We start from the raw sequence: 16,157 nt of genomic DNA on the forward strand, positions 1-16,157 counted from the left end.
CGCTCGGCGGCCAACCCCCGACCACCTTCCGCGAGCAGTGGATCACCAACCAACCCGCACTCTCATAACCACTGGACCACCAAACGGGGCCCAGTCAGGCGGTCTTGACCTGCGGCGACCGGTTACTCGCCGAGCGCATAGCCAGCCTGCTCAGCCAGGCCACGAACGGAGGATCCGGGGATTGGATGACTGCTGAGGTCGAGCGCGTAGCCGCCGAGCTACCGGACGCGCCCGCAGCCTCACTCCGCCAAGCACTACAGCACATCAACGACGATGCGTGGCCAATTGACGATCCCCAACCCCTACCGACCCACGACGATGTGCATAACGCCTACGGCTACGAACTCACCGATGACCAACCGGTCACTCCACAGCTACGTGACTCCGTGACGAGAACTCCGTCCGACGCACGTCTCGAAGACCTCTCCGGTCCAGTTTTTCGAGTCATCAACATGTGGGAACTCCACGTACACGACCCGGACAGACTGCTCAAGGCAGCCGAACGATCCGGTTGGCCCCCGCTCGGCGAAGACCAAGACGGCGAACCAGCAGATGAACTAGACGAGCTCCTCGACGCTGCCATGGCGCTCGTTGGACTGGATGCAGACGTTCCCGGGACAGACATCGTGACCGAAGCAGGACACGGTGAACACCTGGAGGCAGCACGAGGAGATCAAGTTGCCGACTGGTCTGAGGAACCGGTCACGGTGTCCTTCGGTGCAGGCTGGCGCCTGCGAATCTCAGACGACGCTAGGTAATTACCAACCCACCCATGAAGGGAGGACCGCCCCCAGTGGAGGCGGTCCTCCCGCCAATCCACAGGCAACCGACACGAGCTCAACCCGCGCAGAGGAGCGCCGCGCCGACCACGTCACTCAGCTATTCCACGCCCAGCCCCACCGGACACGACACCCCGGTGCCACCCAACCCGCAGTAACCGTTCGGGTTTTTATTGTCCGAAAGGTACTGCTGGTGGCAAATATCCGCACATCAACTGCGCGACCTGGAGCCACATCGGCGTATCCCCGCGCACGCGGGGCGCACGGTCTGGGCCCGCGGTGGATCCGGGACTACGACGGAGTATCCCCGCATGCGCGGGGCGGACGGAGCCCTTCACGAACACCCGCGAGGCAGGTTGGGAGCATCCCCGCGTACGCGGGTCGGACAATCAGCTGGACTTGAGCTATGTCGGGTGGATCGGAGCATCCCCGCGTACGCGGGTCGGACGCGCGGAGTCGCCGCAGCGATAGCTCGCCCATGGGAGCATCCCCGCGTACGCGGGGCGGACACTTCCTGACCAGCACAAACAGTCCACGGCCAGCCAGCCTTCATTCAGTTTCAAAGCTGCAGCCCAACACCAAGGGCCCACCGGAAACCAGACCTACTTCTCCACGCCCAGCCCCACCGGGCACGACACCCCGGTGCCGCCCAACCCGCAGTAGCCGTTCGGGTTTTTACTGTCCGAAAGGTACTGCTGGTGGCGGATGCCAACCGGGCAGCTATCGCGGGTCGTCGACCCGGATCACCACGTCGGGCAACTAGACCCGGGCGGTCAGCCTCACCATCAATGTCGGAATCCTGCGAAGATCCTCGCTGTGCGGGGCCGACCGTGGCCTCCACCCTAGCGCCGACGGCCAATTGTCGGCGCCGTGTCACGCCGCTCGTTACGGTGTGACACATGACTCAAGTATGGCTGAAAACGACATCCGCGCTTGTCCGAGCAGACACCATCGTGGAAGCAGCCGTAACCGGCAATCAACTGGTGGTGCGCCTCGGCATCACCAGCGGCGGCGCCGACCCGATCGCTGGCTGGGCCGTCGGCCTACAGGAACGCACCGTGTGCGAAGTAAGTCCGAACGACAAGCGACCGTCGGCGCGCGATCTCGTCGAATACATCGCATGGATCCGAAGCCGCGGCGAAGCCGGCGTCGTCGTCATCAGCGAGCACGGGGACCTCGGACTCGACACGTTCAACGACCTGCCGATATAGACAACGATCGCCAGCCTATTGACTAGCCGAGAACCAGCGACGTCCAAACCTCGCGCCCAGACTCGGCCAAGCGTCGTCCGGCGAGCGAGTGTCGTGGCGTGCACCGTCTGCCGCGGAATCTGGTTTATGGCTGTCGTCGCGATTTCGGGCAGGCAGGATGAGGGCCATGGCAGGGGCTCGGGTCGAGGATGAGCGGCTTCGGATTCTGACGTTCTGGTGGATGCTGGAGTTGTTCAGCCCTCAGCAGGTTTCAAAGCTGACGCAGAAGGCAACGCGCCCGCCGGATCGTCAGGTGATCGCATGGCGGGCCGGCGATTCTCTGCCCTGGGATGTACTGGGTGCGCCTGCGCCGCTCAACGGCACCCGGAGGGTCTGGCGCCACACGGTCTATCTGGGCGTCTACAAGCTTGAGGCGATGTATGAGTCGTTGGATCGTGTGTTCGGCGAAGATCCCAACGCTACGACAAACGGTCCGACGGCGAGAGCGCCTGTGCCGGGCTGCTCATCGACCACGACGGTCGGCTGGTCGCCGGCTCCTCGGTGTTGTCGTCGGCGTTGTGGGCTGCCGGACGGGCCCGAGACCCCGGACCTGGGAATCCGCGCTGGATGGAAGGGTTCGAAGAGGCGCTGGAGGAGTTCGGTGAGGCCGTTGATGCCTTTGAAGGTGCCCGGCGCGACTCGGTTGGAAGCGAGCAGCCTCCTGCTCATGATCCTGGGTCACTGGCAGAGTTGCTGAATATCGCCCACGTCGCTGCCGGCGTGGCTGGATTCGACGATCTGGCGAGCGACCGCGTGGTGATCGATAGCGTGGCGGTTTCCGCACGCCGGACCGAGGACGGCACGGACACCGATTTCTTGAACAGCTTCTACCTCGACGATCTCGCAGCGGTGCGCTCCCACGTCGCGCGCGGCGACCTGGGAGCTGGACTTGCCGCATATCTGACCAGCGACACAACGCTCCCGGTGTCCGGTCGGATCGATATCGTCACCCATCCTGAGGCCGTCGAGGCGGGAACCGCGATCGAACGGCTCCCGAAGGGACGTTGGCCGGCCAACCCAAAGCATGCGCTGGCGCTGAGTCAGCAGTTCGCCGTCAACCGGGCTTTGAACGATCTCGGCCCCGACGCCGGCCTCATGGGCGTGAACGGCCCGCCGGGCACGGGCAAGACCACCATGTTGCGTGACATCCTCGCCGGCAACGTCGTCGAACGCGCTCGGAGACTCGCGGCACTCTCCGACCCGTCGGATGCATTCACCAAGGTCACACACCGCTGGTCCGACGGCGAGGGACACCCACGGATCGTTCGCCAGCTCCGCCCCGAACTGACTGGCTTTGAGATGGTCGTCGCGTCGGCGAACAACGCCGCAGTCGAGAACATCACCACCGAGATCCCCGACGAGAAGGCGATCGAAGCACCGTGGCGCGGGGAAGCCGACTACTTCGGCGACATCGCGACCAAGATCCTCCAAGACGTCGCAGCCGACGACGCCACCAACAGCAGCACGGAACCGCCGACAGCGTGGGGCCTGGTGGCTGCCCGGCTCGGTAAGAAGAAGAACCGAGCCGCCTTCCACTCCGCCTTCTGGTTCGACGAAAAGGACCCCAAGACCAACAAACCCGTTGAGGACAGCGTCCCGCGGATGCAAACCAGGCTGACCAGATGGCGCGACCACGACGCCCCCTACACGCCGTGGGCGCAAGCACGCGAAACCTTCAACACTGCCGAACAGCGAGTCGACACGCTCATCCGGCAACGCGCGCAGGCCCAGGACCAGCTCCGACAACTGCCGCAACTCGCTGACCGGGCGCGTGCTCTTGAAGCAGCGATCAACCACGAGCGCCGAAACCTCGCCCAGATCCAGCACGACTTGACCCGGCACCACCCCCTCGAGCAGCAAACTCAAGCCGAACGCGCCCACGCCACCGAGCGCTACGGCCGCCACCTGGCGACGAAGCCCGGCACGCTGGAGACACTGTTCTCGCTCGGGCGCGGCATGCAGGAGTGGCGCACACGCCACGACGCAGTCACCCAAGCGCTGGACATCGCGGAGCAACGCCATCGGGACGTGTTCGGTCACGGTCAGCGACTGCGGGAAGCACTTCAAGAGTCCCAGTCGCGCTTGTCATCCGCCCAGCAGGAGCTCACGAGCGTTCAAGATCGGCGGGCCCGATTCCAAGCACAGTGCGCACAGGACGAGGAGAGGTTCGGGAAGGCATACCCCGGGCCGGCGTGGACTGGCGATCAGCGCGAGCTGCACGCCCCCTGGCTCGACGAAGAGCTCGACACGGCCCGCGCAGACCTGTTCATCGCCGCACTCCAGCTGCACCAGGACTTCCTGGCCAACACCGCCAAGGACATGCTCAACGGACTGCGCGCCGCCGGCGAGGTCGTCGCCGGGAACTATCCGCGGGACCTCGAGCCGGAGAAGATCCGCGCGGCCTGGCAATTGTTCTTCCTGACTGTTCCGTTGATCTCCACGACATTCGCTTCAGCCAGCCGCATGTTCGGCGGCCTCGGTCCCGAGGCAATCGGTTGGCTCCTCATCGACGAAGCCGGACAGGCATCGCCCCAGCACGCCACCGGCGCCATCTGGCGAGCACGCCGCATCGTGGCCGTCGGTGACCCGCTCCAACTCGAACCCGTGGTCACACTCCCCGAGAAGGCACAGCGCAACATCGCCAGCCGCTACGACCTCAGCCCGACCTGGATTCCACCCCGGGCTTCCGTACAAACCCTGGCCGACCGCGTCACACAGTTCGGAACAAGCTTGGACCAGGGCGAAGACAACGTGTGGGTCAGCGCACCGCTGCGCGTCCACCGCCGCTGCGACGACCCCATGTTCACCCTGTGCAACCAAATCGCCTACAACAACCTCATGGTCAACGGCGTCTACCGCGACCTCGACAACCCCGACAAACCAAATCCGTTCAGCAGCCCCGCCGGGCCGATCGTCGCCGCAAGCCACTGGGCCGACGAACCAGCCGGCAGCCCCGGCAGTCATCTCCAACTGAACCAGGTCAAGCGGCTGGTGAAGGCCCTCGACTACTTGGAGGGCAACGGGATTCCACCGTCCGACGTCATCGCCATCTCACCGTTCCGAGCCGTCGCCGACCAACTCGAGAGGCTCATCCCGCAGTATCCGGGACTCCGGGCAGGGACCATCCACAAGTCGCAAGGACGAGAAGCCCCCGTCGTGATCCTCGTCCTCGGCGGCGACCCCAACAAGCCAGGCGCACCAGCCAACTGGGCAAATACACCGAACCTCGTCAACGTCGCAGCCAGCCGCGCGAAACGCCGCCTCTACGTCATCGGCGACCGCGCATTCTGGGCGCGACACAACTATTTCAGAGACCTCTCCAATGCGCTCCGTCAATAGTTGCCGCGCAGGACAAGGCCGACGAACGTCGGCTTTCCAAGTCCGGGGCGGAAACGCTTGTCGCCCTGGTCAACCGCCGGGACTCCGAGTACGAGGCGCTGAAACACGCCTGCGACGAGTTCTTTGCTGCCAACGGCGTCAACCCCGACAATCTCACCCCCAGCTGACCCGCTTGGCACCACCAGACTCCTCCGCACCATCCACGCGAAACGGCATGTCCCCAGCCGGACCGCCGCTGGACGATCTACACCGAGAGGCATTCGCCAATGACACATCAGAACAGCGACGACTACGACCTCGCTACCGACACTGTGCGGGTACAGCGCCACGACTTGGCCCGCCTTCTCCTGGAGTTCCGTACCTCGCAGGCCAAACAGGAATCTGGCCGCTGGCTCCACATGCACGACTACGATCGCTCATTTGAACGGCTGGCCGATGCTGTCGATGCTGGTGACCAGACGCGGCGGGGCAGTCGTTGGACTGGACCGGACTACCGCATGCGTTGCACCACTGACCCTGTCTACGTCTGGCCCGAAGGATCGCCGCACGAGGGCCCGGTCACTACCGTGCACGTTCCTGGGCATGGCTCGCACTACGTCCTGGACCCCACGCACGTCAAAGCACTGTGCGGGTTCGGGTGGGCGCCAGAAGAAGACACGCCGACCAATGACGAAGCGACCTGCACAGCGTGCCGCCGGGAACATCAACTGGCGCGCCACCTGCGATCGACAGAGCAGTAGCCGGACGGACCGCGGCTCGTCGCTACGCGATATCGCGCGCCGATGTCGTTGCAGATCCGTCAGGCCTCGTCTTCCCGGGGATTCAGGTACAGGGTGAGCAGGTACCCATCGTCACTGGCACCCAGCGGAGACTAGTGATGGTTGGTGGCTGATCGTTATCTTCGCACTCGGCCAGAAAGCGTCCTGCCGCTAGCAATGGGTCGGGCGGGGACGCCACGTGGTCAGCGCAAGCGTGACGGGAGGGAGCGGAGGACAAGGACGGCCGGGTTGCTGGTCCGATCGAGGTGCGGGCGGGTGCAACTCGCCGATCTTGTCGGCGTTGCACGGCACGATGGGCTTATGTGTGCCGACGAGCCCGACCCGCGAGCCGACAGTGGCGCGTCTACCGACACTGGCGACGAGAACCTGACGCCGACGCTGGTGAAGGGCCGACGCGGGCGGGTGCACCTGTGGCTTGAGGGCACGGCGACCGTGTGCGGCGCGGCCGTGGACCCGCAGGCCCAAGACACGTGGGTTGCGGACGACTGGGCCGAGCAGGTGCGTTGCTACAACTGCGCCTACCGCCACACCCCGCCCGGCTATCTACGCCCGCGCTCGGCCTCAGACTTTCCGTTGCGCCAGGCATGTCCGCAGCATCCCCACGCTCCGGCCGGGGGCTGCCACCTGTGCGACGTCGACGCCGCACCGGCCGCCGGGCGCCGGTCCGGCGAGTACTGGAGCGACCCGGAAATCGAGACCCTGCTCAAGCTGCTGGCCGCCGGACACACCGCCGACGACATCGCCGCCCGGGTGGGCCGAACCGCCACCGGCATTCGCAGCCGCTGCCGCATGCTCCTGCCCGGACCCGACGCCCGCGCGCGCACCGCCGATCTAGACCTGCACGCACTGCTCGTCAACGACCCGAACTACGACTGGCGCGGCGCGCTGCGCGAGACCTACGCCCGCCAGGGCCAGTTCTACTGGGACGCGCCAGCCGACGAGCAGCTGCGCACCGCCTGGCAATCCCGCCGGCCGATGCACGAGCTCGTCGCGCCCTCGGTGCCTCCGAACCCGAGATCGCCGCCCGATTGGTCGCGCTCGACCTTGCCGCCGACACCGCCGACGTGGTCGCCACGCTCGGGGCCCGCCCGGGCGGCACGCTGCACCAACGAGCACGGCTGGCTGCAGACCGCCGCGCGGCCGCTGTGTGGGTCCTGATCGCCGACGGGCTCCGCGGCACACCGCGCGCCCGCGACCTCGAACGCGCCACCACTTCAAAGGTCCACCGGCACGTGTCCGTGCACGCCACCCGCGCTGAGGCCGACACCACCCTCGCCCAGCTGCTGGCCGAACACGACCGGCGCGGTGGACACCGCCACGATGTGACCATCACCGTCGCCGAGCGCACCGTCGGCACGCTCGACGACGGCACCACCCACCACGAGCATTCCCCCAGCACACCCCTGCCGCGCCGCCGGGACACCGACATCGCGCCCTGACAACGCAGCACCAGCTCGCCGAAGACCGCCAACAACATCAGAACGCAGCGCCTGTCGACGTTCTCGGCGAGCATCGGGTCGTGACCACCTCCCGAAAGGGTTGGCAGTCGGTGGGTTCAACGCCCCGGACGACGCCGCCCGCACCACGACTTACCGAACAGGTTGGAGTCAACAACCGCGCTAGGCCGGCCGGTAACCGGCCTACTTCTCCACACCCAGCCCCACCGGACAGCTCACACCCGTGCCACCCAACCCACAGTAGCCGTTCGGGTTTTTATTGTCCGAAAGGTACTGCTGGTGGTGGTAGTCGTAGGCACATTCACCTGCCTCACAGCCGGTGCCAGATGGTAGGTCGTCGAAGCCCGACCCGCTGGCGACCAGGCAGGCTGTGGGAATGGACTCTGGCCCCGACCGCAGCCGGAACCGACCGACGCGCTGGCTGCGACAACGCCGAGATCACCGTGCGCTTCGGCCGCTGTGGAACTTCCTGCTACCCGTCATCGCAGCGCGCCACACCGTCACCGTGATGCGCGCCGAGGCAAACGATCGCTTCGAACGACGACTGATGGAGATCCGCGACGCACTCCGTGTCCTCGACGGATACCGACTGGAACCACCAGCCGCAGTGACCCACGCAGGCGATGACGCAGCCCGCGAAGCCGCGATCCTCGCGATCAGCCTGCAGCTCTGGTACGACCACACCCCCTCCGCTCCGCCCCGACACACGGTGGCACCTCAGCGCACCTCGACGACCTCGACTGACTCCGAGACCTGGCCGCCGAAGTCGCATTCCTGCCACCCGAGATGGGCCAACCACGCCAGTAATCAGCCGACTCCACTCCAACCAGCCACCATGCAGTGAGCACAGCATGGCCGTCAGGGGGCAACCACAATGACCGACAAGAGCGCCCAAACGAACCCGTCGCCGGACTCCGGCGACAGTCAGGACAAAGGCGCCCACCATCTCGGGTCATGCCTACTGTTCGGCGTGCTGGTCGTGGTCGGCCTCGTCGTGTCGTACGCACTCAGCTTCGCCTTCACCATGTCCAGCGACGCCTGTACAGGAGGAACCACCGGCTGGATCTGCGAAGCACCCGGCCAGCAACTCGCGTTCTGGCTGCCCTGGATCGCCCTGGTCCTCGCCATCGCCTGCGCACTCACCGGCTTCGCCTTCAGCAGCCGCTCCGACTACGCGCCCATGGCCGGCATCGGCGTCGGCATTCTCGTCTACATCATCGTCAACGCACTCGTATACGGAGCGATCAACGCCGTCATCAGCAGATAAACGAGCCTACTTCTCCACCCCGAGCCCCACCGGACACGACACCCCAGTACCACCCAAACCGCAGTAGCCGTTCGGGTTTTTATTGTCCGAAAGGTACTGCTGGTGGTAGTCCTCGGCGTAGTAGAACTCGCCGAGCGGGGCGAACTCGGTGGTGATCTCGCCGTGGCCGGCGGTGCGCAGCGCCTGCTGGAACGTCGCGCGCGAGGCCTCCGCCTCGGCCTGCTGGTCGGCACCGTCGTAATAGACGGCCGAGCGGTACTGGGTGCCGACATCGTTGCCCTGGCGCATGCCCTGCGTCGGGTCGTGACCCTCCCAGAACACCTTCAGCAGCTGTTCGTAGCCGACCTGCTCCGGGTCATAGACGACGAGCACCGCCTCGGTGTGTCCGGTCAGCGCCGTGCACACCTCCTCATAGGTCGGGTTGGGCGTGTGCCCGCCTGCGTAGCCGACGGCGGTCGAGTACACGCCGTCGGTCATCCAGAACAGCCGCTCGGCGCCCCAGAAGCACCCGAGCCCGAACACGGCCGTCCGCATTCCGTCCGGGAACGGCGGCTTGATGCGGCGGTCGGGGTGGACGGCGTGCAGTTCCGGCGTCACGAGTGGGTCGGGGCGGCCCGGCAGGGCCTCCTCGGCGGACACGAGGCGCGTCTTGTCTCGACCGAAAAACGACATACATCGATGGTATGTCCTTCGAACTGGTGAGACCGTGCCGTGACGGCCCAGTACTGTTCATCCATATACGTGACACGCGCTGTCACTCAGGTCCGAGATTCGCAGGAGTCCGCACATGTCATGGCAGGAAGAGTTGAGACGTCTCGACGCCCAGCTCGCGGCCGGCGTCATCACGCCGGATCAGCACAGCCGACAGCGTGACGACCTGCTGGCCGAGGCCTCCAGCGGTGCGTCCGCGAGCGGCGAGGCCAGCAGCTCGAGCGACTCCGAGAACGCCGCCGACGCGTCCGCCCCGACCCGTTCCGAGGGCGAGTCGGACGGTGGGACGAAAAACGACCCCGACTCCGGACCCAGGTGGTCGGCCGCGAATCCGGCCGCCGCCGCACAGCCCCCGACCACCCCGCCGAGCAGCTCGACGGCGCCCCGGCGGACACATCGACGGCCGAGTCGACACCGCCTGCTTCGACGAAACCGGCCCCGACCTCGCTGAACTATGCGCCGTCGACGCGCCCAAACAGCCCGCGCCACTTTTCGTCCCGCAGACGCCGCGTCCGCGGGCGTCCGGGTGCGGCGCACAATCCGACCTTCGCGCCCGCTCCACAACAGCAGCAGGGTTTCGGTGCGCAGACCGCCGACCAGCCCTACGGGGGATATCCCGACTTCACCCCGCCACCGAATCGTGGCCGCACCGGCACATGGCTGGCGGTCTCGCTGGCCGTGCTGCTCGCGTTGGGTGCCGTCATCGGCGGTGCGTGGTGGCTCGGCCAGGACAACGGCGACGCAGCCGCCCAGCCGCCGGCGTCGGAACCGGCGGCGGGTGGCACGGACAGCGACGCGGACGACTCGGGCGGGGCCGGTGGCTCCGACGACTCCGCCCTCGAGGACCGCCTGCCCGAACTTCCCGGCACCCCGAGCCCCGACAACTCGACGATGTCGATCAGCCGCGGGCTCGACCTGGGCTTCATCACCTCGACCGACGCCGACTCGATGCGCAGGTTCGGCGTCTCCGACCTCATCTACCGGGCCTCGGCCGAGGGCAACGACGGCTACAGCATGGTCGTCGCCCGCACCACCAGCGACCAGAAAGCCGACCAACTGGCCGAGTCGTTGAACGGATCGCTGGCCGACGAGGGATTCTCCGACAGCCGGTTCGGCGCAGGCGACCGGTTCACCGCCTACACCGGCGAGCAGGAGGCGGGCCGGGTCAGCATCGTCTGGTACTCGTCCGGCAACGCCGCGGTCGGTATCGGCGTGTCACAGCCGTCCGACGGCGACACGTCCGAACTGACCCAACGCCTGGAAACGACCCTCGACTCGCTCGACGACGTACTGCCCGCCAGCTGAGTGACACACCAGGTGACTGGCGGGAATCGGCGAGGTCACAAAACGACCCACACCACCTCACAGCCTGCACACCGTGCAGAATGAGCACGTTCGAACACATCGCAGGAGCGGCCGCCGGCACTCGGCGGCGCGGATCGAGCAGGGGGTCGCAGCGTGTCCTGGCAGGAAGAGTTGCGCAAGCTGGACGAAGAGCTTGCGGCGGGCAGACTCTCCGCAGACGACTACCGCGTCCGTCGTGACCAGGTCCTGTCGTCGGCCGTCACCCACGGCGAGGACGCCGCGGGCGCCCAGCCGCCGGCCCCGCCCGGACAGCCGGCGCAGGATCCGCAGGCCCAGCAGCCGCCCCAGGGCCAGCCCCAACAGGGCCAACAGCAGCCGCCGCAGCAGGGGCAGCAACAGGGGCAGTCTCAGCAGCCGCAGCCCCCTGCCCCGCAGCAGCCGAACCAGGACAGCAACTCCACGCAGGTCATCGCCCCGGTGACCCCGCCTCCCGGTGGTGCCGCCCAGCCGCCGCAGGCCGGTGGTCCGCACAACGACCCCGAGCGCACGCAGGCCGTGCAGCCGGCCGACGCGGAGGCCACTCAGGCGGTACAGCCGGTCCAGCCCGTCCAGCCGCCGTACCAGCAGCCGCACGCCTCGCCGGCAGCCGGTTTCCAGCAGCCGCACGCCTCCCCCGCGGCCGGTTTCCAGCAACCGCAGCAACCGCACCAGCCGTGGAACGCCCCCGAGGCCGACCAGAGCCCGCCCTGGGGCGGCGAGTTCCCGCCCGTCTCGCCCGGCAACTCGGCCGAGTGGGGACAGAGCGACGACGACCCGTTCGAGAGCGAATCGAAGGGCGGCAAGGGCAAGATCGTCGCGATCGTCGCGGCGGTCGTGCTCCTGGCCGGAATCGCGACCGGCGCGTTCTTCCTGTTCGGCGGCTCCGACGAGGAACCGCAGGCCGACGACCGCGGCAACAACCAGCAGCAGGGCGGTTCCGGCGATCAGGGCGGCAACGGCGGTAACGGCCAGGCCGAGGAACCCGCCGACGACATGCCGCTCGAGGGCCAGGAAGGCACCCCGGAGAACAGCTCCGAGCTCGACTCGTGGGACCGGATCGCCGACATCAACCTGCTCAACGACGACGAACTGCAGGCCTACCAGGCGCCGCTCCCGGTGAGGCCAAGTACGGGGTGTTCAGCCACGGCGACGGCAACAACACGCTCGTCCTGATGATCAAGGTGGCCGACAGCGGCGCCGCCTCCAGCGCCGTCGGCGAACTGCGCGACATCCAGCTGAAGAACGGCCAGGAGTCGACTTCCGTCAACGGCGTGCCGAGCTCGGTGCAGGTGACGGAGGTCGACAAGAAGCAGGGCCAGGCCGCGACGATGCGCGCCCACTACCTGTCCGGCGACGTACTGGTGCGGGTCGAGGGCGTGTCGAGCGAGGGCGAACTGGACGACATCCGCGACGAGTTCGCGGCCGCCCTGACCACGCAGCTCGAGAACCTGCCCGCCGATGAGTGAACCGACGCAGGCCAGTGGTGACCTGACCGTGGTCACCGCGTGCACGATCGTCGCCCGCAACTACCTGCCCGCGGCGCGCGTGCTCGCTGCTTCGTACCTCGAGCACCACCCGGGGCATCAGTTCGTCGTCGGTGTCATCGACAGCGACCACGGCGCCGCGGACGACGTGGCCGGCGACGACACCATGGTCGACGGCCTGCGCATCGTCGGCCCGTCCGCGTTCGGTATCGACACCGAGACCTACCTGCGCATGGCGACGGCCTACTCGGTCACCGAACTGGCCACGGCCGTCAAGCCGTACCTGCTGCGCAGCCTGCGCGCCGAATCGCCCGTGGTCATCTATTTGGACCCGGACATCCAGGTGTTCGCCCCGATGCCCGAGGTCGCCGAACTGGCCCTCGAGCACAGCATCGTGCTCACCCCGCACTTCACGGCGCCGCTGCCGCGTGACGGCAAGGAACCGGACGACGCGGTGATCATGGGCACCGGCATCTTCAACCTCGGGTTCGTCGGCGTCGGCCCCGGCTCCGAGGAGTTCCTCGAGTTCTGGGCCGGCCGGCTGCGGCAGGACGCGATCGTCGCGCCCGAACAGCAGCTGTTCACCGACCAGCGGTGGGTCGACCAGGTACCCGCGTTGTTCCGGCACGTCGTGCTGACCGACCCGGGGTTCAACGTCGCCTACTGGAACCTGCACGAACGGCCCGTCGACCATGACGACGCGGGCACCATCACCGCGGGTGGACGTCCAGTGCGGTTCTTCCACTTCTCCGGCTACCGACCCGAGAAGCCGTGGCTGCTGACGTTCCACTGCGCCCGCAAACCGCGGGTGCTGCTGTCGGACAACCCCGAGCTGCGCGAACTGTGCGACGCCTACGGCGCGGCGTTGAAGGCCTCCGGCTACGCCGAGACGCTCGACGCCATCCCGTACGGTTTCGCGACCTTCGGCGACGGCACGCGGCTGCCCGCCGGGTGCCGACGGCTGTTCCGCGACGGCTGGATCGCCGCCGAAACCCCGGACGCCTCGGGACGCACCGAACCGATGCCGCCGCACGCCTACGAGGAGGATGGCGGCGCGGCGCTGCGCGCGTGGCTCTCCGCACCGGCCGACCACTCCCAGACCGCGGCCGGCCTGAACCGGCTCGCGATGTCGGTGTGGCGGGCGCGAACCGACCTGCAGTTGACGTTCCCGCACCCGACCGGTTCCGACGCCGACGGGTTCCGCGAATGGTGCCGCACCTCCGGTGTGTCGGAAAACGTACTTCCCGAGTGGGCGCTGCCCGACCAGCGGCCCGAGCCGGCCGAACCGTCCGAGGACTTCGGCGTCAACCTGCTCGGCTACCTCACCGCCGAACTCGGCCTCGGCGAGATGGGCCGCGTCATCCACGACGCGATGATCGACGCCGGCGTCGAGGTGGCGTCCGTGGTCGAGGAGAAGGCCGTCTCCAACCGCACCGGCATCGAACGACCCGAGACGACGGGCGACCCGCGGTTCCCGGTGAGCCTCATCGCCGTCAACGCCGACCAGACCCGGCTGGCCGTGTCCACACATCCGGACGTCATGCACGACCGGTACCGCATCGGACTGTGGGCGTGGGAGCTCGAGGACTTCCCCGATTGGCAGCACGAGGCGTTCGACATGGTCGACGAGGTGTGGACCGTCAGCGACTTCTGCCGTGCCGCGTTCGCCTCCCATTCGCCCGTACCCGTGAAGACCATCCCGGTGCCGGTCCGCGACCCCGGGTACACCGCGCGGACCCGCAAGGTCGGCGACCCGACCCGATTCCTGTTCGCGTTCGACTTCAACAGCGTCGGCCAGCGCAAGAACCCGTGGGGCGCGGTCGAGGCGTTCCGCCTGGCGTTCGACGGGCGGACCGACGCGCGGCTCGTGCTCAAGACCATCAACGGTGACCTGCACCCGCAGGCGGCCGAGCGGCTGCGCACGATGGTCGCCGACGACGCCCGCATCGAACTGATCGAGGGTTACCTCAGCGCCGCCGACCTGGCCGAGCTGTACGCCACGGCCGACTGCTACGTGTCGCTGCACCGCAGCGAGGGCTTCGGCCTCACGGTCGCCGAGGCGATGGCGCGCGGCATGCCGGTGATCAGCACCGCCTACTCGAGCACCACCGAGTTCCTCGACGGCGACACCGGCTGGCCGGTGCCCTACCGGATGGTGCCCGTCGGCGAGGGCTGCGAGCCGTACCACCCGGACGCGTTGTGGGCCGAGCCCGACGTCGAGGCCGCCGCCGACGCGATGCGGCAGATCGCCGACGTCCCCGCGGAGGCCGCGCGCCGGGGCCGCGCCGCACGGGAGCACATCCTGCGGACCCGGTCCATGGAGGGCGCGTCGACGTGGCTGCGTACCCAGCTGGAACGCGCACACAACACGTGGCTCCAACGCCGTAGGGCGGCCGAGGAGCCCGGCCCTCAGCCCGAACACCCGCTCACGCCCATGCGCAGCGCGCGCGAGGCGCTGCGGTGGCAGCCCGAAACCGGCGCCGCCTCGCGTACGCCGATCGCGCCCGCGCTGCGTAAGGCAGTGCTGCGGCTGCTCGACCACTACGACGTACACCAGCGCAAGGTGCTCAGCACGCTGCACGAGGGCTCGGAAACGACCATGCAGCGGCTGCTGGAACGGATCGAGTCGCTCGAGCGGTCCGTCGAGGCGAACGCACGGGCGGCGGCGCAGGCCGAACAGGTCGCCCGCCGGCAGGACACGCGCGCGGAGGCGTTGCGCAAGTCCGTCGACGAGTTGCGCCGCGCCGACCACATCAGCGCCGAGGAGTTCCGCAGCAACAAGGCCGACGTCCGCAAGGTCGCCGACCGCGTGGCCAGGCTCTCGACCGACGTCGAACGCGGCCAGGAAACGGTCCACAACCTCATCCAGGCCCGTGACCAGCGGCTCGACAACGACGAGCACGCCATCCAGCGGCTCGGCCGTGACCTCGAGGCCGTCCTGGAAGCGGCTCGGCTGATGCACGCGCCGATCCCCGACGGTGGCGACGTCGTCGTGTGCGACGCCGGGATCCTGCTGCTGCCGTTCGACGACGTGATGCTGCCGTGGATCCGCCACCACCGTTCGTGGGAACGGGACGAGGCGGAGCTCATGACCCAACTGGCGGCCCGCAGGCCGGGTGCGTTCCTCGACATCGGTGCGCACGTCGGTTACCACACGCTGAGCCTGCTGCGCGCCTCGTCGGCGGTCACCAACGTCGTGGCCGTCGAGGCCGACCCGACGAACGCCGAGTACCTGCGCCGCAACATCGGCGTGAACCTGCCGAAGGACCGGTCCGGGCTGGTCAGCGTCCTCGAAGTGGCCGCATGGGACACCGACGGCAACCTGGTGCTCGCGCATCCGGACGAGCGCAACAGCGGTGACCACCGCGTGCGCGAACCCGACGGCACGGCCGGGCTGATGGTGCAGGCCACGCGGCTGGACGGAAATACGGACGTGCTGAGCCAGCCCGTCAGCCTGATCAAGACCGACCTGCAGGGGCGCGATCACCGGGCCCTCGCCGGGTTGCAGGAGACGCTCGAGCGGGACCGGCCGAACGTGCTGTGCGAGTTCTCCCCCGAGGCGATCGAGGAGTTCGGCGACGACCCGTACGCCGTGCTGACCGCCTACCGCAAGTGGGGTTACCAGCCGATCGAGCTGGCACTCGACGGAACCCTCGCCGAGGACGAGCCCGACGACTCCCTGGTCCACCACGCACGCCACGACCAGCGGGGCTTCACGACGCTCTGGCTCCGCCCGCAGTAGCAGCC

The 16,157-nt window shown here is 67.9% G+C and carries 13 protein-coding genes and 3 pseudogenes; 12 read left to right on the forward strand and 4 right to left on the reverse strand.

What is annotated here, in order from left to right; all coding sequences use genetic code 11:
* The first annotated feature begins 185 nt into the window (after positions 1 to 185).
* Positions 186 to 758 (forward strand): hypothetical protein, encoded by a 573-nt coding sequence (locus tag BJF85_RS27585; RefSeq protein WP_139320753.1) that lies wholly within the window; start codon positions 186 to 188, stop codon positions 756 to 758.
* A gap of 121 nt (positions 759 to 879) precedes the next feature.
* On the opposite strand, the pseudogene BJF85_RS30595 reads toward BJF85_RS27585, so the two are convergent.
* Together BJF85_RS30595 and BJF85_RS30600 are read right to left on the reverse strand one after the other, a co-directional pair.
* Positions 880 to 987, reverse strand: a pseudogene (locus BJF85_RS30595) (peptide-methionine (S)-S-oxide reductase); the annotation flags it as partial.
* 394 nt (positions 988 to 1,381) lie between these two features.
* A pseudogene (locus BJF85_RS30600) lies at positions 1,382 to 1,480 on the reverse strand (peptide-methionine (S)-S-oxide reductase); the annotation flags it as partial.
* A gap of 252 nt (positions 1,481 to 1,732) precedes the next feature.
* Here BJF85_RS30600 and BJF85_RS20620 point away from each other — a divergent pair.
* From BJF85_RS20620 to BJF85_RS28150, 5 genes are all read left to right on the forward strand, one after another.
* On the forward strand, positions 1,733 to 1,990 hold the full coding sequence (locus BJF85_RS20620; protein WP_158057051.1) for a hypothetical protein: 258 nt from the start codon (positions 1,733 to 1,735) through the stop codon (positions 1,988 to 1,990).
* A 606-nt stretch (positions 1,991 to 2,596) separates the two neighbouring features.
* Entirely contained in the window at positions 2,597 to 5,368 is a 2,772-nt protein-coding gene (locus tag BJF85_RS20625) for a DEAD/DEAH box helicase (RefSeq protein ID WP_222844614.1), read from the forward strand.
* Between the two features lie 266 nt (positions 5,369 to 5,634).
* Positions 5,635 to 6,108 (forward strand): hypothetical protein, encoded by a 474-nt coding sequence (locus BJF85_RS29140; RefSeq protein ID WP_222844615.1) that lies wholly within the window; start codon positions 5,635 to 5,637, stop codon positions 6,106 to 6,108.
* 339 nt (positions 6,109 to 6,447) lie between these two features.
* The gene (locus BJF85_RS28145) at positions 6,448 to 7,305 is read left to right on the forward strand and encodes a hypothetical protein (RefSeq protein ID WP_075849719.1); all 858 of its coding nucleotides are present in this window, start codon (positions 6,448 to 6,450) and stop codon (positions 7,303 to 7,305) included.
* Positions 7,293 to 7,586, forward strand: a complete 294-nt coding sequence (locus tag BJF85_RS28150; RefSeq protein ID WP_075849720.1) for a hypothetical protein — start codon at positions 7,293 to 7,295, stop codon at positions 7,584 to 7,586. The genes BJF85_RS28145 and BJF85_RS28150 overlap by 13 nt, the downstream gene beginning before the upstream one ends.
* A gap of 201 nt (positions 7,587 to 7,787) precedes the next feature.
* Here BJF85_RS28150 and BJF85_RS31655 read toward each other — a convergent pair.
* Positions 7,788 to 7,889: pseudogene (locus tag BJF85_RS31655) on the reverse strand (peptide-methionine (S)-S-oxide reductase); the annotation flags it as partial.
* Between the two features lie 91 nt (positions 7,890 to 7,980).
* Between BJF85_RS31655 and BJF85_RS31660 the strand changes: the two are divergent.
* Positions 7,981 to 8,448, forward strand: coding sequence for a DUF6545 domain-containing protein (locus BJF85_RS31660; RefSeq protein ID WP_369822249.1), 468 nt, complete (start codon positions 7,981 to 7,983; stop codon positions 8,446 to 8,448).
* A 30-nt stretch (positions 8,449 to 8,478) separates the two neighbouring features.
* A complete protein-coding gene (locus BJF85_RS20650; protein WP_075849721.1) occupies positions 8,479 to 8,871 on the forward strand; it encodes a hypothetical protein in 393 nt (130 codons plus the stop codon).
* A 6-nt stretch (positions 8,872 to 8,877) separates the two neighbouring features.
* On the opposite strand, the gene msrA is transcribed toward BJF85_RS20650, so the two are convergent.
* Positions 8,878 to 9,543 carry a peptide-methionine (S)-S-oxide reductase MsrA gene (gene msrA, locus BJF85_RS20655; RefSeq protein WP_075849722.1) on the reverse strand — a complete coding sequence of 222 codons (666 nt, stop codon included), beginning with the start codon at positions 9,541 to 9,543 and terminating at the stop codon, positions 8,878 to 8,880.
* 354 nt (positions 9,544 to 9,897) lie between these two features.
* Between msrA and BJF85_RS27610 the strand changes: the two genes are divergently transcribed.
* From BJF85_RS27610 to BJF85_RS20675, 4 genes are all read left to right on the forward strand, one after another.
* Complete coding sequence (locus tag BJF85_RS27610; protein WP_139320756.1) at positions 9,898 to 10,887, forward strand: hypothetical protein; 990 nt, start codon at positions 9,898 to 9,900, stop codon at positions 10,885 to 10,887.
* A 153-nt stretch (positions 10,888 to 11,040) separates the two neighbouring features.
* Positions 11,041 to 12,099, forward strand: a complete 1,059-nt coding sequence (locus BJF85_RS20670) for a hypothetical protein (protein ID WP_255375816.1) — start codon at positions 11,041 to 11,043, stop codon at positions 12,097 to 12,099.
* On the forward strand, positions 12,060 to 12,392 hold the full coding sequence (locus BJF85_RS30605) for a hypothetical protein (protein ID WP_255375817.1): 333 nt from the start codon (positions 12,060 to 12,062) through the stop codon (positions 12,390 to 12,392). The genes BJF85_RS20670 and BJF85_RS30605 overlap by 40 nt, the downstream gene beginning before the upstream one ends.
* Positions 12,385 to 16,152, forward strand: coding sequence for an FkbM family methyltransferase (locus BJF85_RS20675; RefSeq protein ID WP_075849725.1), 3,768 nt, complete (start codon positions 12,385 to 12,387; stop codon positions 16,150 to 16,152). Before BJF85_RS30605 ends, BJF85_RS20675 begins: the two co-directional genes overlap by 8 nt.
* Positions 16,153 to 16,157 lie beyond the last annotated feature (5 nt).

Origin of the sequence: Saccharomonospora sp. CUA-673, assembly GCF_001942305.1 — a bacterium.
In the GTDB taxonomy this organism is placed as follows: Bacteria; Actinomycetota; Actinomycetes; order Mycobacteriales; family Pseudonocardiaceae; genus Prauserella.